25 protein-coding genes are annotated in these 20,703 nt (G+C 45.0%); 23 read left to right on the top strand and 2 right to left on the bottom strand.

Going from position 1 to position 20,703, the window contains the following annotated elements; all coding sequences use genetic code 11:
• Positions 1–7: 7 nt before the first annotated feature.
• Genes ACFQZT_RS12010 through trpA form a run of 3 tightly spaced genes read left to right on the top strand, consistent with a single transcriptional unit; the run spans position 8 to position 2,712 of the window.
• A complete protein-coding gene (locus ACFQZT_RS12010; RefSeq protein WP_379299986.1) occupies positions 8–706 on the top strand; it encodes a phosphoribosylanthranilate isomerase in 699 nt (232 codons plus the stop codon).
• Complete coding sequence (gene trpB, locus ACFQZT_RS12005) at positions 703–1,902, top strand: tryptophan synthase subunit beta (protein WP_379299984.1); 1,200 nt, start codon at positions 703–705, stop codon at positions 1,900–1,902. The genes ACFQZT_RS12010 and trpB overlap by 4 nt, the downstream gene beginning before the upstream one ends.
• Before the next feature lie 3 nt (positions 1,903–1,905).
• Complete coding sequence (gene trpA, locus ACFQZT_RS12000; RefSeq protein ID WP_379299982.1) at positions 1,906–2,712, top strand: tryptophan synthase subunit alpha; 807 nt, start codon at positions 1,906–1,908, stop codon at positions 2,710–2,712.
• A 40-nt stretch (positions 2,713–2,752) separates the two neighbouring features.
• Here trpA and ACFQZT_RS11995 read toward each other — a convergent pair whose 3' ends face one another.
• Positions 2,753–3,337, bottom strand: a complete 585-nt coding sequence (locus ACFQZT_RS11995; protein WP_379299980.1) for a CBO0543 family protein — start codon at positions 3,335–3,337, stop codon at positions 2,753–2,755.
• Between the two features lie 248 nt (positions 3,338–3,585).
• Between ACFQZT_RS11995 and hisC the strand changes: the two genes are divergently transcribed.
• From hisC to ACFQZT_RS11920, 15 genes are all read left to right on the top strand, one after another.
• The gene (gene hisC / locus ACFQZT_RS11990) at positions 3,586–4,686 is read left to right on the top strand and encodes a histidinol-phosphate transaminase (protein WP_379299978.1); all 1,101 of its coding nucleotides are present in this window, start codon (positions 3,586–3,588) and stop codon (positions 4,684–4,686) included.
• Positions 4,687–4,709: 23 nt separating this feature from the next.
• The gene (locus ACFQZT_RS11985; RefSeq protein ID WP_379299976.1) at positions 4,710–5,798 is read left to right on the top strand and encodes a prephenate dehydrogenase; all 1,089 of its coding nucleotides are present in this window, start codon (positions 4,710–4,712) and stop codon (positions 5,796–5,798) included.
• Positions 5,799–5,969: 171 nt separating this feature from the next.
• Complete coding sequence (locus ACFQZT_RS11980; protein ID WP_379299974.1) at positions 5,970–6,842, top strand: polysaccharide deacetylase family protein; 873 nt, start codon at positions 5,970–5,972, stop codon at positions 6,840–6,842.
• Between the two features lie 414 nt (positions 6,843–7,256).
• Positions 7,257–7,838, top strand: coding sequence for an RNA polymerase sigma factor (locus ACFQZT_RS11975; RefSeq protein WP_379299972.1), 582 nt, complete (start codon positions 7,257–7,259; stop codon positions 7,836–7,838).
• 7 nt (positions 7,839–7,845) lie between these two features.
• The gene (locus ACFQZT_RS11970; protein ID WP_379299970.1) at positions 7,846–8,475 is read left to right on the top strand and encodes an anti-sigma factor family protein; all 630 of its coding nucleotides are present in this window, start codon (positions 7,846–7,848) and stop codon (positions 8,473–8,475) included.
• Positions 8,476–8,552: 77 nt separating this feature from the next.
• On the top strand, positions 8,553–9,131 hold the full coding sequence (locus ACFQZT_RS11965; RefSeq protein ID WP_379299968.1) for a histidine phosphatase family protein: 579 nt from the start codon (positions 8,553–8,555) through the stop codon (positions 9,129–9,131).
• Between the two features lie 145 nt (positions 9,132–9,276).
• On the top strand, positions 9,277–10,422 hold the full coding sequence (locus ACFQZT_RS11960) for a hypothetical protein (RefSeq protein WP_379300447.1): 1,146 nt from the start codon (positions 9,277–9,279) through the stop codon (positions 10,420–10,422).
• A 189-nt stretch (positions 10,423–10,611) separates the two neighbouring features.
• Entirely contained in the window at positions 10,612–10,800 is a 189-nt protein-coding gene (locus ACFQZT_RS11955) for an IDEAL domain-containing protein (RefSeq protein ID WP_379299966.1), read from the top strand.
• 165 nt (positions 10,801–10,965) lie between these two features.
• Positions 10,966–12,003, top strand: coding sequence for an LCP family protein (locus ACFQZT_RS11950; protein WP_379299964.1), 1,038 nt, complete (start codon positions 10,966–10,968; stop codon positions 12,001–12,003).
• A 66-nt stretch (positions 12,004–12,069) separates the two neighbouring features.
• On the top strand, positions 12,070–12,501 hold the full coding sequence (locus tag ACFQZT_RS11945; RefSeq protein ID WP_379299962.1) for a DUF2487 family protein: 432 nt from the start codon (positions 12,070–12,072) through the stop codon (positions 12,499–12,501).
• A gap of 281 nt (positions 12,502–12,782) precedes the next feature.
• Positions 12,783–13,328 (top strand): QcrA and Rieske domain-containing protein, encoded by a 546-nt coding sequence (locus tag ACFQZT_RS11940; protein WP_379299960.1) that lies wholly within the window; start codon positions 12,783–12,785, stop codon positions 13,326–13,328.
• A 17-nt stretch (positions 13,329–13,345) separates the two neighbouring features.
• A complete protein-coding gene (gene qcrB / locus ACFQZT_RS11935) occupies positions 13,346–14,017 on the top strand; it encodes a menaquinol-cytochrome c reductase cytochrome b subunit (RefSeq protein ID WP_379299958.1) in 672 nt (223 codons plus the stop codon).
• Between the two features lie 19 nt (positions 14,018–14,036).
• Complete coding sequence (locus ACFQZT_RS11930) at positions 14,037–14,924, top strand: c-type cytochrome (RefSeq protein WP_379299956.1); 888 nt, start codon at positions 14,037–14,039, stop codon at positions 14,922–14,924.
• A gap of 68 nt (positions 14,925–14,992) precedes the next feature.
• Positions 14,993–15,655 (top strand): DUF1405 domain-containing protein, encoded by a 663-nt coding sequence (locus tag ACFQZT_RS11925; RefSeq protein WP_379299954.1) that lies wholly within the window; start codon positions 14,993–14,995, stop codon positions 15,653–15,655.
• 61 nt (positions 15,656–15,716) lie between these two features.
• Positions 15,717–16,595: a sporulation protein YpjB gene (locus tag ACFQZT_RS11920; protein WP_379299952.1), complete on the top strand. Its 879-nt coding sequence runs from the start codon at positions 15,717–15,719 to the stop codon at positions 16,593–16,595.
• A gap of 164 nt (positions 16,596–16,759) precedes the next feature.
• On the opposite strand, the gene ACFQZT_RS11915 is transcribed toward ACFQZT_RS11920, so the two are convergent.
• Positions 16,760–17,629 (bottom strand): YitT family protein, encoded by an 870-nt coding sequence (locus ACFQZT_RS11915; RefSeq protein ID WP_379299950.1) that lies wholly within the window; start codon positions 17,627–17,629, stop codon positions 16,760–16,762.
• Positions 17,630–17,775: 146 nt separating this feature from the next.
• Here ACFQZT_RS11915 and ACFQZT_RS11910 point away from each other — a divergent pair, with 146 nt between their 5' ends.
• From ACFQZT_RS11910 to bshB1, 5 genes are all read left to right on the top strand, one after another.
• The gene (locus ACFQZT_RS11910; RefSeq protein WP_379299948.1) at positions 17,776–18,114 is read left to right on the top strand and encodes a nucleotide pyrophosphohydrolase; all 339 of its coding nucleotides are present in this window, start codon (positions 17,776–17,778) and stop codon (positions 18,112–18,114) included.
• Between the two features lie 77 nt (positions 18,115–18,191).
• Entirely contained in the window at positions 18,192–18,692 is a 501-nt protein-coding gene (locus ACFQZT_RS11905) for a tetratricopeptide repeat protein (RefSeq protein ID WP_379299946.1), read from the top strand.
• 38 nt (positions 18,693–18,730) lie between these two features.
• Positions 18,731–19,534 (top strand): 4-hydroxy-tetrahydrodipicolinate reductase, encoded by an 804-nt coding sequence (gene dapB / locus ACFQZT_RS11900; RefSeq protein WP_379299944.1) that lies wholly within the window; start codon positions 18,731–18,733, stop codon positions 19,532–19,534.
• A gap of 42 nt (positions 19,535–19,576) precedes the next feature.
• Positions 19,577–19,996 (top strand): methylglyoxal synthase, encoded by a 420-nt coding sequence (locus ACFQZT_RS11895; protein ID WP_379299942.1) that lies wholly within the window; start codon positions 19,577–19,579, stop codon positions 19,994–19,996.
• A gap of 1 nt (position 19,997) precedes the next feature.
• Positions 19,998–20,690, top strand: a complete 693-nt coding sequence (gene bshB1, locus ACFQZT_RS11890; protein WP_379299940.1) for a bacillithiol biosynthesis deacetylase BshB1 — start codon at positions 19,998–20,000, stop codon at positions 20,688–20,690.
• Positions 20,691–20,703 lie beyond the last annotated feature (13 nt).

Genomic DNA, 20,703 nt, shown 5'->3' with positions numbered 1-20,703 from the left:
GAAACAGATGGCTGTTCAGACATCACCAACTGTAAAAATCTGTGGACTTCAAAGCGTTGAAGTGTTAAAATCGATCGTGCATTTGCCGATTGATCATATCGGTCTCGTTTTTGCGCCCAGCAAACGTCAGCTTTTGCCTGAAAAGGCGGGGGAGCTGATCGCTTTCTTGAAATCCGAAGCTGAGCAAGGTGTGAGAGTCCCTCTATCTGTAGGGGTCTTCGTCAATCCGGGTGAGGAAGAACTGGAGCGAACGCTTGCTGTGGCACCGCTGGATGTGGTCCAACTTCATGGCCAGGAGACGCCCGCTTTTTGTCAGTGGGTTCGGGAGCATTTTCAAGTAAAAGTATACAAATCGGTTTCGATTTCCAAAGCAGATAACGCTATTCCTACTGCTGAATCCGTGGCGGGGCAACTCGATCCTTATCTGGGAACGGTCGATGCTATTTTGCTGGACACGTTCGATCCTGTATATGGGGGAGGCTCTGGCAAAACCTTTGCATGGGACTGCATCCCTGTTTATCAGGCATGGGCGCGGCAAGCAGGGGTTCAATTGCTTGTGGCAGGCGGTCTTCAGCCTGATAACGTCGATCAATTAGTGAATATATACAGTCCGGATGGCGTGGACGTTTCCAGCGGTGTTGAAACCGATGGCGCGAAAGATATCGTGAAAATTACTTCGTTTGTGGAAAGGGTGACCCGGAAGTGACTCAAGTTGTTCCAGACCAGCATGGCAGATTTGGCAAATTTGGCGGCCGATACGTACCGGAGACGCTAATGAATGCACTGATTGAGCTTGAAGAAGCTTATGAAACCTATAAAAACGACCCTGAATTTATCGCGGAAGTTCGTTATTTGCAAAAGCAATACTCGGGCAGACCTACTCCTTTATATTACGCGGAGCGTTTGTCGGAAAAGCTCGGCGGCGCCAAAATTTATTTGAAGCGTGAAGACCTGAACCATACGGGTGCTCATAAAATCAATAACACGATCGGACAAGCGGTTCTCGCCAAACGGATGGGCAAGAAAAAAGTGATCGCCGAGACGGGAGCGGGCCAGCATGGCGTAGCTTCAGCTACAGTAGCTGCTCTGCTTGGATTCGAGTGCAAGGTATTCATGGGGGAAGAAGATACGAAGCGTCAAGCATTGAACGTATTCCGGATGAAGTTGCTCGGCTCAGAAGTAATCCCGGTAACCTCTGGTACCCGCACCTTGAAGGATGCATGCAACGAGACGCTTCGTTACTGGGTAAGTAATGTAGAAGATACTTATTATATACTTGGTTCCGTTACGGGGCCGCATCCGTATCCGATGATGGTCCGTGACTTTCAGCGCGTGATCGGCGATGAATCCAGAGAGCAAATCCTTGAAGCCGAAGGCAGATTGCCTGACGCGGTTATCGCTTGCGTAGGGGGCGGCAGCAACGCGATGGGGATTTTTTACCCGTTCGTTGGGGATGCAAGTGTGAAATTGATCGGCGTCGAAGCCGCTGGTCGAGGCGTAGATACGGATGAGCACGCTGCGACCATGACCAAGGGATCGCCGGGCGTATTCCAAGGTTCGATGAGTTATCTTTTGCAAGATGAGTACGGACAAGTACAACCGGCGCATTCGATTTCTGCAGGGCTTGACTATCCGGGAATTGGACCCGAGCATTCATATCTTAAAGATATTGAACGTGCGAAATATGTCCCTATCACGGATCAGGAAGCGCTCGATGCCCTTCAGCTCTTAAGTCGCACTGAAGGAATCATTCCGGCTCTGGAAAGCGCGCATGCGATCGCAGAGACGGTTAAGCTTGCACCGACCATGTCTAAGGATCAAATCATTGTAGTGAGCCTTTCTGGCCGCGGAGATAAAGACGTGGATGCCATTATGGATTATTTGGGCATAGGGAGGGAATAGGCGATGAACCGTATTGATCAACGATTTGCCGAGCTCCGGGAGCGCGGAGAAACAGCACTTATTCCTTTCTTGACCATTGGGGATCCTACTCTGAAGGCGTCGGTAGAGCTTATCCTTGAGATGGAGCGGGCTGGTGCCGATCTTATAGAGCTGGGAGTTCCCTACTCAGACCCTCTTGCGGATGGGCCTGTTATTCAGCGATCCTCAGAGCGCGCACTGCAGCGTAAAATCTCGATTTTTGATGTTATCAATGTTGCACGAGAGGCACGAAGCAGAGGCTCAGAGCTGCCGTTTATACTATTTACTTATTACAACCCTGTCCTTCAGATCGGACTTGAGCGTATATTTAAGCAGATGCAGGAAAATGAGATCAGCGGGATCATTATTCCCGACCTTCCATTGGAAGAAGATAGCGAAACAAGGGCGATTGCTGAAAGCTATGGGGTACACCTGATTCCACTTGTCGCCCCGACGTCAAATGAACGCGTCAAGCGCATTGCTGCTGGCGCTAAGGGCTTCGTTTACTGCGTATCTTCGCTTGGTGTCACTGGTGTCCGTTCTGAATTTTTTGGAGGCATTGATGATTTTCTTGCAACGGTTAGAGAAGCGGCCAGCGTGCCGATTGTCGTCGGTTTCGGAATTTCGAGCCGCGATCAGGTGCAGCGCTTCGAAAAGCTTTGTGACGGCGTTGTAGTAGGAAGCGCTATTGTTCGCACGATCGAAGGTGTTTTGCATCATTTGCAAGCAGACAGTGCTCATCCAGAAGGACTTTCGCAAATTTACAGCTTCGTATCCCAGTTAAAGGGATAATGAATCGCCCTGCTAAACGAATCTGTTTAGCGGGGTTTTATCATTTTGTAATTTTTTTCTTGGATTCCGTTTGAAAATGGTTGAAAAGATCAGTAACTAACTTCGCTATCACGGAGGCGAAATAATAAAGCAAAAATAAGTAAAAATAATTCATTCCATTGTATAAATGGAAAAGATTGATGGATGAAAGTATCGGTTTTATTACAAATGCAAAAATGGCACTCAAAGCTAAAGAGGCTAAATAGTAATTTTTCTTATGGTTTATCGTCCATTGATATAGCAGCATAAAAGAAACCGGGGCCATGGATGCATCCAAAGAAACGCTGGTTGGTAAGTAAGGAATGATTTTGAATGGAAATCCCCAGTAATGATTTCGTTCGCCATAAATATCAATGTATGTGGCCAGGACATGAATATTAAATCCGTAAAAGCCTATTTGGAATGCTTTTTTTCGATCCATGCAAAACCAGAGAACAATTAAGGGGATCAGCAGAAAAGCCAAATTAAACCAAAACTGCCATGTACTAAAGTTAGAGAATTGCTGCCAATATGTGATCCATGATTTAGCGACTTCAGCTTCCTTATTTGATAAATCCTCATAAACGCTCTGTTGATCGGATACCATGGTTATTCTCCTTGGATTTCTTTTACTAGTTAATATGCTCTTTTAGGTTGATCTTACGCAGATCTGGTTTAATTTTTATTTTTCTATTTACTGTTCAGCTTTAAAGCGTTACACTCTTAATATGCGATGAATGAATTCTAGCTTCATGAAGTGGAAAGTAAAGTGTTTCTACTGTAAAATAATCTTTATGTTTTCCATATTTATTAGTGTCAAATGAAGGTTCAAATATTTATAATGAGGTGACCTGCATGCAACCGAAGCAAACCATTGTCCATCTACCGGTGTACCAACCTGGTAAACCTATTGAAGAAGTGAAACGCGAGTTAGGTCTGAAAGAAGTCATTAAACTCGCTTCCAATGAGAATCCATTTGGCAGCTCTCCTAAAGCTAGAGCAGCAATCGAAGCCGAGCTTTCAAATATCAGTCTTTATCCCGATGGCGGAGCAGTGGAGCTGACGGCTGCCGTTGCTGACTATCTTGGCGTGCAAACGAACCAAATTATTTTCGGCGCAGGCTCCGACGAAGTTATTCTTATGCTGGCTCGAGCATTCCTTGTGCAAGGCGACGAAACTGTTATGGCTTCCCATACCTTCCCGCAGTACAAACATAACTGTGAAATCGAAGGGGCAATTAGTATTGAAGTTCCTTTAAAAGACGGTACACATGACCTGGATGCCATGCTTGCCGCGATTACAGATAAAACGAAAATTGTCTGGATCTGCAATCCTAACAATCCGACTGGCACCATGAACACGGATGCGGAAATTAAAGCATTTTTGGCCAAAGTACCTGCACACGTCTTGGTTGTTCTGGATGAGGCTTATTGCGAATATAACACCACCGGGGAATTCCCGGACAGCATTGAATTAATCGGTCAATACCGCAATGTCATCGCACTGCGTACATTCTCCAAAATTTACGGATTGGCATCTCTTCGTATTGGCTACGGCGTAGGACATCCGGATGTGATTCGATCCATCAATCAAGTTCGCGAGCCGTTCAACACAACGCGTTTCGCACAAGCGGCAGCACTTGCGGCGATCAAAGACCAAGACTTTATCAATAGCTGCAGAGAAGCGAATACGGCGGGTCTTCATTATTTAACCGAGCAGTTTGCTAAACTCGGCCTGACCGCATTTCCCGCACATGGCAACTTCGTTATGGTGGATGTAGGTCGCCCGGCAAGCGCTGTGTTTGATGGATTGCTTCGAAAAGGTATTATTGTCCGTGGAGGACACCAGCTTGATTTCCCAACATCCATTCGTGTTACGATCGGCAGCCGTGAACAAAATGAAAAGTTCATTGCAGCGCTGACCGCTGTGCTTACGGATGTTGCCGTTCAAGCCTAATTCATTTCATAAAGGTTGATTTCATGACGAAAATTACGATATTCGGCGTAGGGCTGATCGGAGGATCACTTGCCTTATGCTATAAAGGTAAACCGGAATACACGGTAGTAGGACATTCGCCTAATCCTAAATCCGTTGAAAAGTTGCTGCAACGCGATGTCGTAGATATTGCGACAACTTCAATGGGGGAAGCGGTAGAAGGCGCGGATTATATTTTTCTTTGTGTACCGGTAGGCATGCTGGAAGACTATATCCGCCAACTGGCGGAACTGCCGCTTAAGCCAGGCTGCATTATCACGGATGTTGGAAGTACGAAAGCTTCCATCACAGAGAGCGCAGCCACACTAGCTTTAGATGGCGTTCACTTTATTGGCGGCCATCCCATGGCCGGTTCAGAGAGACACGGGGTGGAAGCCGCATCTTCCCATCTGTTTGAGAATGCGTTTTACGTATTGACGCCGGCTGAAGGAACTCCCCAAGCCATTGTCGATCGTTTGGCTTCCTTGTTGAAATCGACCAAAGCTCAAATAGTACAAGTTGGCGCTCGCGAGCATGATGACATCGTAGGCGCAATTAGTCACTTGCCGCACATCATCGCAGTCGCGTTGGTCAATCAAGTGAGAGGTTACAACGAAACGAATCCGCTCTATCAAAACTTAGCCGCCGGCGGCTTTCGAGATATTACGAGGATCGCTTCCAGCGAGCCGATGATTTGGCGCGATATTCTTGTTAATAATCGGGAAGTTTTGCTGCGATTGATCAAAGACTGGAATATTGAAATTTCGCGCTTTATCGATTTGCTGGAGCACAGCGATGGAGAGGGGATTGCGGAACAGTTTCGTATTGCAGGCGAGTTCCGAGGCCAGTTGCCTGAACGTAGAAAAGGCATGATTACTTCGTTATATGATATCTATGTAGACATTCCCGACCATCCGGGCATCATCGGTCAAATTACTACAGTATTAGGTAACGCAAGAATTAATTTGAGTAATATTCAAATCATTGAAAGTCGTGAAGATGTACCGGGCATTCTCCGACTTTCGTTCCGTAATCAAGAGGACGCGGATAGAGCTGCCCAGCATTTGAAGCAAGAGTACGCTGTCCACGTGTAATAATAGTCTAATGATCCATTTTATAAGCTGATCTCGATATCCTTTTTGCAAGTCAAAAGGGCTTGAGATCAGCTTTTTTTATTAATTTATTGTATTTCTCAAATATACCTCGGTGTGCTATAATGGCTTCTGCTGTTATATGAATATTACTTAAATGGTGAGGCGAACGGGATGATTCGTAAGTGGTGGAAGCCGATTATTATTATGTTTATTGCAATTTTAAACTTTTTTCCTTCTTTGGTTCGTGCAAACGATGTTATCTATTCCAACCAAGTTACCGTACTTGTTTATCATCACATTGACGATGAGATGCAGGGTGGTGTTACAATTTCAACAAAGCTATTTATAGATCAATTAAATTCTCTTCAACGCAAAGGCTATCATTTCATCTCTCTTGATCAATTCAAACAATTCATGGCCAAGGGAAGCAAGCAGGGGAGTATCCCGGATAATGCTATTCTAATTACGTTTGACGACGGCTATAGAAGCTTTTATACGAATGCGTTTCCGGTATTGAAGAGAATGAATATACCCGCTGTGAATTTCGTTATTACCAAAGATTTGAATGATCCGATGGGCAGCCCGATTCCATCCTTATCCCCGGATGAGATTGTTCAGATGAGGAAAGAGTTTCCGAGTATCGATTTCCAAGGCCATTCGGATTCGTTGCATGCCATGAGCGATGGGAAGCCGCTGCTCACCAACAAAATCATAAAAGACGGCGTTATGGAGTCGGATGAGCAATTCAAAGCTAGAATTGTTGCGGATACGAAGAATTGTATGCGTAAACTTCATGATTTGAATGGTTCTCAAACTGTGGATGCTTATGCTTACCCGTTTGGCAGTTTCGACAACCAAACCATGGAACTATTAAATCAAACTGGTATCCAATACGGATTCACAACAAAAGCCGGAATCGTTTCGAAGCAGACAGATCCTATGCAGATTCCACGTATTAATGCAGGCAGTCCGTATGTGAAAGCACATTCGATTAACAATCTGATCAAGCAGGCACTGCGCCATCAACTGCAGCCCATTAACTAATGGGACAAGAATCGTAACCGTTTTCAAAAAGTTATTGACAAATTGAAAACGTATACATATAATAAAAGTACAGTATGGTTTCTCTCCACTCCTATCCGATAATCGCACCATAAGTGCAACCGCCGATTCGGCGGTTTTTTTTTTGTCTTTTTGCCATATTTTTAGGATTTTATTATACAATGGAAAAGACGGGCTGTTGTTTGCAGCAGACAATGCTCAATTGGAATTAACAAATTTTTGTCGAATTGAGCAGGAATTTCGCAATGAATCAAGAAAGTTTATAGACCGATATTTTAATTATTATCCAATACATAATTTATTTACAAAAAAACGCAACTTTTCACTCCTGCTGCAGTACAACAAGTATGAGCAGCTGGGGGTGTTACCTGGAATCGCAAGGAGGGTCGCCACGTAATGACCGATTCCCAGTTGATCAGAGAAATCAAGGATGGAAACGTTCAATTATACAATGAGCTTATGCGTCGTTACGAGCGTAAAATCCTTGCATTTATTTTCCATATGCTGAAGAGTACGCAGATGGAAGCGATCGCCGAAGATCTATGCAATGAAACTTTTTATAAAGCGTACCGCAGTTTGCACTCGTTTCGTGAAATCGAAGCTTCTTTCTCCACATGGCTTTATACGATTGCTCGTAATACAGTTTTGAGCGAACTGCGCAAAAATAAAAGTGTTCAAGTTTCATTGGAGCAAAGCGGGCATACGCCGCATGCATCTTACGATGCGATGCCCGAGCAAACGATGCTCAGGAATGAAAAGGTTTCAATGGTCCGTGAAGCGATCAACAGTTTACCGGAAAAGCAAAGATCGGCGTTGATTTTACGCGAATATGACCAATTGGATTATCAAGAAATTGCAAATATTTTAGGACAGACGGTTAGCTCCGTGAAATCCTTATTATTTAGAGCCAGAGCTTCTGTCAAGCTGCAGTTAGACCCCTATTTCAGTGAGCCGATATTCGAAGAATCGAAGGGATGAAAGAGCGATGAAGTGTAGTGACATTCAGGAATTATTTGGAGTCTATTGGGATTTGCCGAATGATGACCTGAGGCGTGTCGCGGTGGATAAACACATTGCGGCATGTCCGAATTGCGCCGAGGAATTTCAAATCTGGGAGGAAAGTACGCTACTCATTCGTTCTGCTGCGATTTCTAGAGAGCTGCCCGATTATGAACCATTGGTTTCCGAAAAGGTGATGAATCGGATTTATGAGAATGAGAGTTGGCGAATTCCGGTGCCGGAGCGCATGTATGCGATCTCTTACAAGCTTAGGAGAAACCTTACGGCCGTCATTGCATTTTGTCTAGCTTTATTCATGTTTAGCTTCCTGTTTGCCATCGTATACGACGGGGCTCCTCAGTCAAGTTTGGCAGCAGCCGATAATTCGTTATACGATCTGGAAGCGCCTCAAGCCTTAAAATCAAGTTCAACAGAGTCGATGAACGTGCATAAAATGGGCGATGCTGTGGCCAGCTTAAACCCAAGCTTCATGGAACCTCTCCGTTTCCATGTTGGGCCCATTCATTCCTACCCGCATTATTTGCTTGTCGTTTCAATTTTGGGCTTAATCAGCACCATGCTCATTATGAATTGGCTTTCACGGACCAAAGCCTAATGCTCCGAAAGGAGCATTTTTCATTTTTAGAGGTAATCTTATACGGTTAACATTTATAAAATCTTGGAGGTTCATCAATGACGACAATCGGATTTATCCGTCATGGAAGCACGGAATGGAATCGACTCGGTAAGCTGCAAGGACAGCTCGATACCGAATTGACGCAAGAAGGCAGGGAGCAGGCCAAATTGCTGGGTATGAGGCTCGCTCATGAGCAATGGACGGGTATAATCAGCAGTGATCTGACCAGAGCAAGGGAAACGGGGCTTATTGTTTCGGAGCTGTCAGGCATTCCTTTTCTGGGAACGGACGTGAGACTGCGTGAACGTAAATATGGGCTTGTCGAAGGTACGACAGACCCTGAACGGGAAGCAAGATGGGGTGTCGATTGGAAGAAGCAGAACCTGGGTCAAGAAACGGATGCGGAATTGCTCTCGCGCTGGTATCAGCTGGAGGAAGAGCTAATTCTACGTTATCCGAATGATAAGCTTTTATTGATTTCCCATGGTGGTTTTATTGTCCAAGTGCTTAGAGGGCTTCAGATGGAACGGGAAGAGTTTCTGCAGAATACTTCCCTAACAATACTACTGCGTAAGGAACAAAGCTGGGAGCTTCAACTGTACAATTGTTTGAAACATTTAGACTCTGTCAATTAACAATCTATCGATTTGTTAGCACGGTTCTTCTTGAAGAGCCGTGCTTTTTTTGTGCGGACGGAATATTTTCGGAAAAAAATCCCATAATGGTTACTAGAAACGGCGGAGCAGAACGCTTCGCAACCAGGGGGGCACGATGATGGAAATGAACCTAGCGGACATGCTCAGCTATGCCGATATCCATGAATTGAGCAGAATCGCCCACACCTATGAATGCGAATGTAATGGTCATTCCAAGAATGATCTGATTCAATCGATCTTGAGCACGGCGCTGCGAAAAGAGATTTTTGAACGGCATGTCCAAAACTTGAATCTGGAAGACATTCGGTTTCTTAACTCGCTGCTCTTCGATGGGCGAAACGCTTTTAGTATGGAAGAGCTGATCGCTAGAGTAGGTCAGTCACGTTTCTCTAAGCAGGACAATGAGGAATGGAATCCGCGCGAGATGATCATCAAGTTTAAAAAGCTAGGCTGGTTGTTCAATGGGTATTCGCAGCAGACGAAGTATTTGTTCCACGTTCCAGAAGATTTGAAAAAGCGCTTTAACGACGTATTGACAAGTCAATTCAAAGCCAAGCTTCAACAGGCGGGCGAACCTGGTGTGTATCGGGACGAACAGATGCTGATCGTCGATGACATCTACCATTTCTTGACTTACATCGCTCAGCAACAGGACGTGCCCTTAACAACAGAAGGAACGATGTATAAAAGACAGTTGCAGCAAGTTCTGGATCGCTTATCCGTACAAGAAGAAATGGTAGCAAAGGGTGCCTGGAGGTTCGGTTACGGCCGTATGTTCAAGGAATACCCGAATCGATTTTCACTCATTTATGACTATTGTTACTATCACCAGCTCATCGACGAACATACGCATTCTCTACAACTGACAGACGCAGGGAACTTGCGCCTTCAGGAAGGGACAAAGGAAAATCTAGCTGCCGTCTATCGCTTTTGGCTGCGGTTGTATAAGAATCCTATTCCGAATTTGCAGTCAATCTCTCATTGGATAGACCGGCTAGCGAAACTTTGGGTGACGTCAACGTCCCTAAGCGATGTTTTGGGGAAGCTAGTCAAACCGTTTTACTATGACACTTCAGAATCAATATTCGAGCAGCGCATTTTACAGATGATGATGCATTTAGGATTGATACGAATCGGAGAGGATGAAGAGAAAGGAAAAGTGGTTCAAGTAACGAAGCTCGGAAGCAGCGTTATTCAAGGGACGTATGTGCGTGAAGAAGATAAGGTTGTGCTCATATTGGATCAACATGGAACGATGACCAAGAAGTGAAAATGAAAGAATAGGTAAAGACACATTCCTAATAGGGCGGGCGATTGCAGTAAACGAAGAGGGAATGTGTGAATATGCTTTAATAGGAGCATACACAAACGCATCGCATGCAAGAGTAAGAACAAGAACATATTTCTGCGAAAATGAAAGCTCCTGACAAACCGCGGACAACATTTGGAGGTAGGTCCTATGGGAAAAATGAATGTATCTAACGATGCGCTGCTGGCACTTTTCGCGGAGATGGTTTGGGACGATGCCATACGCAAATATAAAGAGGAAAATCTCTACAGAGAGATTGACAGTGCTTTAGCCAAGGGAGATCAAGCAACGTTCCTGGCCCTTACTTCAGAGCTTAAAACCTTACAATCTTTGGGTTAATGCAGGTTTGGTGCCTTCCATATGCTCGTCTGAAAAAGACATGTGAAGCAAAATTCACATGTCTTTTTGTATGTTTCATACCTAACCGATCTAAAAAAGAACCAAAACGTCCTTCCTCGCGTCAACTTATATACATATCGATTTTCAAAAACGAGGAGAACGGACATGAATATGAAATTTTGGCATCCGCGCTGGCGCAAATTGTTTACGGCATCCCTATTGATTATTGGTGTTTTAATTGGCTCTGCATCGGTTTATGCGGCCTATTTATATCATAAATGGAACGAAACGATTGATCATATTGCAGCATCTCAGCCATCTTCAGAACCAGGCTCAACGGCTGCTATCTCATCAGACTTCAACCCTTTGGCCCTTACATCAGACGATATGGCGAAACCGTTAACCTTCTTGTTAACAGCTATTGATGAGAGAGGGGGCAGCGAGGGTTCGCTTAATACGGATGTTATGATGCTATTCAGTGTCAATCCGGCAACTCACCAGGCAACCGTTTTATCCATTCCAAGAGATTTGGAAGTTCGGGCGGAGGATTCAGGGTTGGACGATTCCCACAAAGCCAATTATTTTTATGCGTATTACTACAATCAGGATAAGAATACGGCGCTCTCTCAAACGAAGAAGCTCTTCAGCAATCTGTACCATGTTCCAATCGATTATATGGCCATCATCAATTTCGACGGTTTTCGTAAAGTGATCGACCAGCTTGGGGGCATGACGGTTCAGGTCGATATGGACATGAAATATGAAGATGAAAGCGATGGTACGAATATCAATTTAGTCAAAGGCTTGCAACATTTGAACGGCAAACAGGTACTTGATTTTATTCGTTATCGCAAATCGAATTTAGGTACAGCGGAATCGTCCGATCTGGCAAGAAATCAGCGGGAGCAACTGGTGCTTAATCAACTATTGGATCAGTTGACATCGCTGAACGGTGTGACGGCCTGGGGGAAATTGCTCGATATCGTCGGTACCTCGATCAAGACGGATATCCCGGCTGAGGAACTTCGCCAACTGACAACATCCTACAAGGCCTTAAAACCATCAAACGTTAACTATATTCAACTGAACGGCGAGTGGGAAAGTCCTTATGTTGTTGTGAAGCAGCAGGATTTGGAGCAGGCGCTTACAGCTCTTCGCGAACAAACGGCTATTCCAATTGACAGTGAAGGTAGGACGAATTAAAGTAACAATTAGAGCTTGCTTACATAGCAAGCTCTTCTTTTGTAAAAGATATAGGAGGGTCTATTTATGAAATTCAGTGAAATTGAGCAAGATCAGTGGCCGGACCTCAAGCCGTATTTGGACACTTGTTTGCTGCCGTTTACAGGACTAAGGGGTTTCGAAGACCCGGCACAAACGACGTTTGCGCTAGAGCAATTGCGGGATGCCTTGGAGACTGTAGAGATCCCTTATAAAGGAAGAGTCGTGACTTATCCGGCTGTCCATTATATGACAGGCGTGAACGCGTCGGAACAATTGAATGCAATCAGCCTTCAATTGAAGCATGCCGGTTTCCGATATGTGATTGTTCTTACTATACATACTGCGGCTGAACAATGGGAGAATGAACATATTGATTTGTTGATTCCTGTAGATATGCAGGAGTGGACAAGCAGCGCCAAAGACATTAAATCACGCATTTCCGAGAGTATACAGCGCCTCTGGCAGCAAGGTGATTAACTTTTTCACAATACGTATTATTGGAAAAAAAAATGTGCAGGCTAAGGGGAGTAATCGGTTTCTTACTCGCCAAAAAGTTGTGACAATTTCGTTAAAATTTGTTCAAAGGCCAAGATTTCAGGGCTTGAAAAGGAGTTAAGGATTCTTGACGCCCTAGAGGTCGTAGGCTATTATTAGTAATGTCCTAGTAATGTAGTGTAATGTCGAACGACACGTGATAGAGGTAACTGTGCGCCCGAGAGGGTTCGGGCGTCGGCCAATGTAGGAGGGTAGACCTGATAATGAGTGACCACAACAATCACAATGAAGAGCAGCATGGGAAGAAACCGGGCACAAAACGCGAAATGTCCCGTCGACAATTTCTTTCCTACACCCTTGGTGGCGCTGGAGGATTCATGGCGGCCGGTATGATGATACCGATGCTGAGGTTTGCTGTTGATCCTGTCCTTAAACCAAAGAAAGCTGGGGATTGGATCAAAGTTGTCGAAGAAAGTAAAATTACCAATGTACCACAATCGTTTCAGTTCCAAGTCCACCAGGTAGATGGCTGGTACGAGAGCGATGTTGAGCTCGTGGCTTGGATTTCCAAAGACAGCAGCGGCAAGCTTTTTGCATTGAATCCAACTTGTAAACACCTTGGATGTACGGTCAACTGGAACGATAACCCTGCATACAAAGATCAGTATTTTTGTCCATGCCACGGTGCTCACTACACGCAAGACGGTAAAAACCTTGCAGTAGCGCCGAAACCGTTGGATGAATACTCCGTAAAAGTAGAGAATGGGTTCGTTTACGTGGGGCAACTGCATGCTAACACAAGAGTATAAGGAGGCGTCACCATCAGATGTTTAAAAACATGTACAACTGGATTGACGAACGTCTTGATATTACGCCGATGTGGAGGGATGTTGCAGACCACGAGGTCCCAGAGCACGTAAACCCTGCTCATCACTTTTCCGCGTTCGTATATTGCTTCGGCGGATTGACGTTTTTCATTACAGTTATTCAAATTTTGTCAGGTATGTTCCTTACAATGTACTATACGCCTGATATCATTAACGCTTATGCAAGCGTTGACTATTTACAACATAAAGTGGCTTTCGGTGTGATCGTGAGAGGTATGCACCACTGGGGAGCCAGCTTAGTAATCGTTATGATGTTTTTACATACCCTGCGCGTGTTCTTCACAGGTTCTTATAAAGCTCCACGTGAAATGAACTGGGTTGTAGGCATGCTGATTTTCTTCGTTATGCTTGGTCTTGGATTTACGGGATACCTGCTTCCTTGGGATAATAAAGCTTACTTTGCAACACAAGTAGGTATTAAAATTGCTGCGTCAGTACCTTTCATTGGGTCTTACATTCAGACGCTGCTGCAAGGTGGAGAAATCGTTGGTGCTCAAACATTGACTCGATTCTTTGCCATTCATGTGTTCTTCCTGCCTGGCGTTCTGCTCGCTTTGCTTGCCGGACACTTCTTTATGATTCGCAAACAAGGTATTTCCGGACCGCTATAATTGAAAGGAGGGTCATTGCGTGGCGCATGGTCATAAGTCTGACGAAAAAATCGTATACGTTGGGGATTCCCGCGTAGTGAAGAAAACACAAGAGCAAAGACTAATTCCTCGAGATTATTCTGCATATCCGGGAAAATCGGAAGCTTTTGTACCTAACTTCTTATTGAAAGAATGGATGGTAGGCGTTGTCGTACTGGTCGGTATATTAGTATTGGTCATGTCGGATCCAGCACCACTGGGATACCCTGCTGATCCTAAAAACACACAATTCATTCCAATGCCGGATTGGTACTTCCTTTTCATGTACCAACTCCTGAAATACCCATATACATCGGGTAACTACGTAGTTCTTGGAGCTGTAATCGTACCTGGATTACTGTTTGGTGGTCTGCTTCTTGCTCCGTTCCTGGATACAGGGAAAGAGCGACGTTTCTATAGAAGACCAATTGCTTCATCCTTAATGATCTTATCATTAGTGGCATGTTCGTACCTTACATACACCTCTTGGGCTCATTACCAAGCGGAACTGAAAGATAAGAATATCGTTCCTGAGCACATTAAGCGTGAGGAAGAATTACGTGCAGGCAAAGGTGCTGCAGGCGGCGGTGGCGCCAAAGAAACGAAGAAAGCCCCAGCCATCGTGGCGGCGGATGATCCAGGCGCAGAGATTTTCAAGAAAGCAACTTGCTTGGCTTGTCACGGTGCCGGATTAAAAGGAATGCCAGCTTCAGGCGTTCCAGCATTGCTTGGTGTGGGTGACAAACATTCTAAAGATGAAATCTTGGGTATCATCAAAAACGGCAAAGGCAATATGGGCAAACAGTATCAAGCCAACATTGATAAGGGCTTAACCGATGCAGATATTGACAAGCTGGCTGATTGGTTATCCAAACAAAAAGCTCAGTAAAGTACAGAACCTGATCGCGATAGCGGTCAGGTTTTTTTAAACTCGATACTAGAAAAGGAGGGGCATACTTGCAGCAAAGTTTGTCTATCGCTTATTTCTGGAGCAAATCGTTCCTATTAAATAAAAAACTATTGTGGCTCCTTTTTATTTGTAATTTTCTGGGAACTATATACGGCTACGAGTGGTATTGGGATCAAATGGAGTTTACGATTGCCAATTATCCAATATGGTACGTTTTTTTTGTGCCAGACAGCCCGACCGCCAGCCTTTTTTTTACGGGCTCCGTCGCATATCTTTTAATGGATCTTCATTCTGACAAACCTAAAAGCAAAATATACCGCGCCTTCCGTGGCTTCGTCGAAGCGTTCGCATTAATTACTTCTTTTAAATATGGAATTTGGGCAGTGACGATGATATGGGCAGGTGCGTGGCAGGGTGTTCCAGCTGGGTTCGACGGTTGGATGCTGACGGTTTCACATTTGGCTATGGCTATTGAGGTGCTGCTTTACGCCAGATGGTACACACATAAACTGCCGGCGATTATCGTGGTGGCGGTTTGGACATTCTGGAACGACTTCATGGATTATGAAAGAGGTATTTTTCCGTGGTTGCCTAAAGTGCTGCATGCGTATCTTCCAACAATTGAAGCGTTTACAATAGGCCTTAGCATTGCCGGAATCGTAATCGCTCTAGCGTTCAATTGGAAGCGAGCAAGATTAAAAATTCGATAATATAGCTTGGTCTAAATTGGGACAGTCCTCCATAAGATGATGGTGAAGGAGGGGATGTCCCATGTTTATTTTTTCCGGCGCAAAACGGTTGGCAACTATGATCCTCATGGTAACCGTTGTTAGCATAAGTGCGGCTTGCGGTGCGGTTCCAAGTTCCAAAGGTCAAGCAACCGTCCAAGTAGACCCCGAACAAGTGCAAAAGATGGAATATTTGAATCAAACCGCCGATGACATGTACAAAAAAACGATGGAAGGACAAGTCACGGAAGCAAGGAGCAAGCTGCTGCAAATCTCCGATCAAATTCCAAAAATTCGTTTCGAAGGGGCTGTTTCGGTCGAAGGTCTGAACGCATTGACTGAAACGATTACACAAGCCAAACGCGTCTATAATGCGGTTAGTTACTCTCCGGAGGAAGGCCAGCTAGCTGTTGCGAAAATTCGACTAGCCACTGATGCGCTCACTCATAAGAATCAGCCCATGTGGCTTCAATATTATAAAGTTTTGCAAAATGATATCGCTTTGCTTCGGCAAGCCGTTAAGGCGAATCAGCAGCAAGAAGCGGTGGCGGGTTTCGGCAAGCTATCGCAGCATATCGCGGTCATTCGCCCTTCCATTCTTATCAGTAGAGAGCCGGCTGATGTGGAGAAATTGGACTCTCTCCTGACATTCCTCCATAGCAAGTTAAATAGCAGCCCCATGCAGACGCGTCAGATGGAATCGGTTGTAGAACAGCTGCAGCAGATGATTGATGAGCTGTTTATGAAGCATAAAGATGCGATGGCGTTCGTGCCATTGACCGATCCGAGGCAGCCGATTATTTGGTCAATCGGCATAGGTCTCATAATTATCAGTGTGCTTTCATATGCAGGTTGGAGAATGTACCAATCCGGTAAACATGTCGTATCCGTCAAGCAGACCAAAGAAGGCGAACATTTCTAAAAAACGAACATCCCGCTTCCATTTTCAGTGGAATCGGGATGTTTTTTTACCACATAAGAATTTATAATTTTCCGACTTAGTCGGAAAATAAAATTCTTATTGGCGAATAAACCTTCCTCTAAGCGCGGTCGCTCATCTTCGAAAGACTTCGATAGAGGTTTATCTCATGGCGTTTTGAATCCTTCGCCAAGCACATCATGCACTTCTCCAATAATAATAAAAGCATTAGGATCAATGGATTTGATTAACTCACGCATTCTTCTGGTTTCGTGACGGTAGACGACGCAATAAACAACCTCCTTGTTATTGCCGGAATATGCGCCTCTGGCAGGGAATAAGGTCACACCCCGGTCCAGCTCCTTCGTAATCTGCAGTGCCAACGCATTCGCATGGTCACTGATAATGGTAAAAGCTTTGGCCGCATAAGCGCCTTCTGAAATATAGTCGATGATCCGCGATGTTACAAACACGGCAACAAGCGAGTACAAAACCTTCTCTTTTGGTAAATATAGAAAGGAAGTGCCGATGACGACGACGTCAATGATGAGGATGACCTGTCCAACGCTCCATCCCCGTTTTTTATTGCCAATACGGGCTAAAATATCAGAGCCTCCCGTTGTTCCGCCATATCGGAAAACAAGCCCGAGTCCTGAGCCAAGCGTAATACCTGCATAAAGAGTGGCTAAGAAGTAATCCTGCGTGGTATGAAAAGGGATTATCCACTGTTCACGAATCAGCAATTCCATGATCCAGAGGAAGAAGGACAAGGAAACGACGCCGAAAATCGTGTAAACCATAGCTTCCTTCCCAAAATTTTTCCAGCCGATATAAAACAAAGGAATGTTGATGACTAGCGTTGAGATTGAAGGAGGTATGTTGAACACATATTTAAGCAGCAGCGATACGCCTGTAACGCCCCCTTCCATCAATTCATTGGATATGACAAAATAGTGCAGGCCAAAGGCATAAATAGCCGTTCCGATCATAATGGCAACTAAATTGGTCAAGCGGTCCGCAATACGTTCTTTAAACATCGATTATTAACCTCCAACAGACGTTAAACTGCATCATACTATCCATTATATCTTTTTTTTGAGATGAAAAAAATTTGTCAACTTTTCTTGTTTAGTTTAACATGGTAATGATATCCTTGGTGGTGATTATGGAAAGAAGGGTGAGCATGTCAGATCGTACACTTAAAGAGATGCAGCAAGAAGTGGATCGTTATATTTCGCAGTTTAAAGAAGGGTATTTCAGTCCGTTAGCGATGCTGGCCAGAATGTCCGAAGAAGTGGGAGAGCTGGCAAGGGAAGTGAATCATGCCTATGGTGAGAAACCCAAAAAAGCATCGGAAGCGGACAATTCCATCGAGCTCGAGTTAGGTGATATTCTGTTTATTACGATATGCTTTGCGAATTCGCTGGGGATCGATTTAACTGAAGCGCACAGCAAAGTGATGCATAAATTCAATACCCGAGATGCGAACCGTTGGACTAAAATTAACACCGAAAACACATAAGCTTCATAAACTGTACCATCCCCACAAGCGGGTGTCTCGCAAAGTTCTTGCAGAACTTTTAGAAGGAGGATGGGCAGATGAATGGAGAAAATCAAATACAGAAAGCTTATGAATCCATACTTGGTCACGATTTTGAAAAAGCCATTGAATGGTTTGAAAAAGCGATAGCGGTTGAGCCAGACAATGCTGCCTATCACTACAAATTATCGATTACTTATGCAAGGAGTAACAAGCTGCAAAAGGCTATTGAACTCGCGATTAGAGCATTGGAACTGGAAGAAGGCAGCGAGGCTTACAGGTATCATTTACAAGTGCTGCGCGCGAGGGAATTGGTAGAAAAAGCTCAAAAGCAGTTAAATGTAGAATCCGAACATGCTGAACGCGCCATATTCCTATTGAAGGAAGCGATCGCGCTGGATCCGCTCGCCATTGAGGCCTATTTGATTTTGGCTGAAGCTTTTGCTTATCGCAAAGACTACGCAAGAGCCTATCAAACCGTTATGGATGCGATCCGCTTGGAGCCTCATCATGAGTTAGCCAAGCTGCAAGCCGCGGAGTACCGATTAAAATTAAAATAGATCTGGATGAAATAGAAAAAAGGGAGACTTAGACAGAAATGGATCGTAAAATACGAGTAGCAGTGGCAGGGGCAAGCGGTAGAATGGGTCGTGAGGTTGTCAAAACGGTATTAAGAGAGCCGGATATGGATCTGGCTGCAGGTGTGAGCCGTTCCTCCGGCCCTATTGATTTGGGCAGAATGGTTGGTCTTGAGGACTGCGGTGTAAGGATGCAAAATGATTTGGAACTGGCATTAGTTGAATCCAAGGCGGATGTTTTGGTTGATTTTACAGGACCGCAAACCGCATTTTCCCATACAAGATTGGCTATCCGCCATGGAATTCGCCCTGTCATGGGAACTACTGGGTTTAGCCCCCAAGATATTGAAGCGCTGGACAAGCTGTGTCAAGAGAGCGGCATTGGCGGATTGATTGCGCCGAATTTCTCGATTGGCGCGATTTTGATGATGAAATTTGCTGCACAGGCTTCGAAATATTTTCCAAACTTAGAAATCATAGAATATCATGGCGATCAGAAGCTCGACGCCCCGTCCGGAACATCGATTAAAACGGCTGAACTGATTTCCGAAGTGAGAGAAGAGCTGCGTCAAGGCAATCCGAAAGAGGAAGAAACCATTGAAGGCTCGCGGGGCGGGTATTACAATGGATTTAGAATACATAGCGTTCGCTTGCCGGGTATTTTTGCGCAACAGGAAGTGATTATGGCCGAACCCGGTCAGGCGCTCAAAATCCGACACGACTCCTACGATCGTGCCGCATATATGCCCGGTGTAGCGCTGGCCATTCGTAAAGTGATGACCTATTCGGGAATGATTTACGGATTTGAGCATTTTATCGATTAAGAAATACAAGTTTTCTCATGACAACTCTAAGGAGTGGCTTACATGCTAAAAATCGCACTTATCGCACACGATCGTAAGAAAGACGAAATGGTCAACTTTATTACGGCTTATGAACATGTGTTTGAAGGTCATAAATTGTATGCGACTGGTACAACCGGTCAACGTATTATGGATAAAACGAATTTAGACATTCATCGCTTTATGTCCGGTCCTTTAGGCGGCGATCAGCAAATCGGCGCTCTTGTGGCGGAAAATGAAATGGATTTTATCATATTCCTTCGGGATCCGTTAATGGCTCAACCGCATGAGCCTGATATTATCGCATTATTGCGCCTTTGTGATGTTCAAGGCATTCCATGCGCGACCAATGTGGCTACTGCAGAGCTTCTCGTTCGGGCTTTGGACCGCGGTGATTTTGCGTGGAGAGAGCTCGTACATAAATATAAACCGGGTATTGAGTAAGATGAGCGCCCCCTTAGATATACTCATATTCGGCGCCCATGCGGATGATGCGGAGATTGGCATGGGAGGGTCGATAGCCAAACATACGGCAGCAGGCTTACGGGTAGGGATTTGCGATTTGACGTATGCAGAAATGTCATCGAATGGGAACGTTGAACTTCGCAAGGAAGAAGCGGAGCAGGCGGCTAGTATACTAGGTTTGGCCATGCGTTCTAACTTAGGCTTGCCCGACCGGGGTCTTTCAATCTCCCAAGAGCACATTGAACGTATTACTTTGGAAATCCGTAAACATAAACCTAGAATCGTGTTCGCTCCATACTGGCAGGACCGGCACCCCGATCATATTGCCTGCTCGCATTTAATACAGGAAGCGGTTTTTAACGCGAAGCTTCGTAAATACGCTCCTGCGGCAGAGCCTGTTAATGTAGAGCAGCTCTATTTCTATTTTATTAATGATGTATACGAAGCGGATCTGATGATAGACGTAACCGAATGTTATGAGGCGAAAATTGCCGCTCTGAGCGCCTACCGCTCACAGTTTGTCTTGGGTCAAGACACGGTAGCGACGCCGCTGAACCAAGGTTACGTAGAGCGGGTAGAGGCTCGCGACAGACTTATGGGCCAGAAACGGATGATCCCTTATGCAGAAGGTTTTGTTTCGAAACTGCCGCTGCTGGTGGATCGTTTGGGCTGACAGGGAAGAGAGG

The organism is Paenibacillus sp. GCM10027628, from assembly GCF_042676385.1.
GTDB lineage: Bacteria > Bacillota > Bacilli > Paenibacillales > NBRC-103111 > Paenibacillus_E.
Note: the sequence above shows the minus strand (reverse complement) of the source record. Positions and strands in the feature narration are given on the sequence as shown.

Bases quoted from the DNA above. Each gene is read 5' to 3' on its own strand.
- ACFQZT_RS11950 (WP_379299964.1), top strand. From the start codon at position 10,966: ATGAATATGAAATTTTGGCATCCGCGCTGGCGCAAATTGTTTACGGCA.
- ACFQZT_RS11960 (WP_379300447.1), top strand. From the start codon at position 9,277: ATGAACCTAGCGGACATGCTCAGCTATGCCGATATCCATGAATTGAGC.
- ACFQZT_RS11965 (WP_379299968.1), top strand. From the start codon at position 8,553: ATGACGACAATCGGATTTATCCGTCATGGAAGCACGGAATGGAATCGA.
- ACFQZT_RS11895 (WP_379299942.1), top strand. From the start codon at position 19,577: ATGCTAAAAATCGCACTTATCGCACACGATCGTAAGAAAGACGAAATG.
- ACFQZT_RS11955 (WP_379299966.1), top strand. From the start codon at position 10,612: ATGGGAAAAATGAATGTATCTAACGATGCGCTGCTGGCACTTTTCGCG.
- ACFQZT_RS11910 (WP_379299948.1), top strand. From the start codon at position 17,776: ATGTCAGATCGTACACTTAAAGAGATGCAGCAAGAAGTGGATCGTTAT.
- ACFQZT_RS11985 (WP_379299976.1), top strand. From the start codon at position 4,710: ATGACGAAAATTACGATATTCGGCGTAGGGCTGATCGGAGGATCACTT.
- qcrB (WP_379299958.1), top strand. From the start codon at position 13,346: ATGTTTAAAAACATGTACAACTGGATTGACGAACGTCTTGATATTACG.
- ACFQZT_RS11980 (WP_379299974.1), top strand. From the start codon at position 5,970: ATGATTCGTAAGTGGTGGAAGCCGATTATTATTATGTTTATTGCAATT.
- ACFQZT_RS11905 (WP_379299946.1), top strand. From the start codon at position 18,192: ATGAATGGAGAAAATCAAATACAGAAAGCTTATGAATCCATACTTGGT.
- ACFQZT_RS11970 (WP_379299970.1), top strand. From the start codon at position 7,846: ATGAAGTGTAGTGACATTCAGGAATTATTTGGAGTCTATTGGGATTTG.
- ACFQZT_RS11945 (WP_379299962.1), top strand. From the start codon at position 12,070: ATGAAATTCAGTGAAATTGAGCAAGATCAGTGGCCGGACCTCAAGCCG.
- hisC (WP_379299978.1), top strand. From the start codon at position 3,586: ATGCAACCGAAGCAAACCATTGTCCATCTACCGGTGTACCAACCTGGT.
- bshB1 (WP_379299940.1), top strand. From the start codon at position 19,998: ATGAGCGCCCCCTTAGATATACTCATATTCGGCGCCCATGCGGATGAT.
- ACFQZT_RS11995 (WP_379299980.1), bottom strand. From the start codon at position 3,337: ATGGTATCCGATCAACAGAGCGTTTATGAGGATTTATCAAATAAGGAA.
- ACFQZT_RS11915 (WP_379299950.1), bottom strand. From the start codon at position 17,629: ATGTTTAAAGAACGTATTGCGGACCGCTTGACCAATTTAGTTGCCATT.
- trpA (WP_379299982.1), top strand. From the start codon at position 1,906: ATGAACCGTATTGATCAACGATTTGCCGAGCTCCGGGAGCGCGGAGAA.
- ACFQZT_RS11940 (WP_379299960.1), top strand. From the start codon at position 12,783: ATGAGTGACCACAACAATCACAATGAAGAGCAGCATGGGAAGAAACCG.
- ACFQZT_RS11975 (WP_379299972.1), top strand. From the start codon at position 7,257: ATGACCGATTCCCAGTTGATCAGAGAAATCAAGGATGGAAACGTTCAA.
- dapB (WP_379299944.1), top strand. From the start codon at position 18,731: ATGGATCGTAAAATACGAGTAGCAGTGGCAGGGGCAAGCGGTAGAATG.
- ACFQZT_RS12010 (WP_379299986.1), top strand. From the start codon at position 8: ATGGCTGTTCAGACATCACCAACTGTAAAAATCTGTGGACTTCAAAGC.
- ACFQZT_RS11920 (WP_379299952.1), top strand. From the start codon at position 15,717: ATGTTTATTTTTTCCGGCGCAAAACGGTTGGCAACTATGATCCTCATG.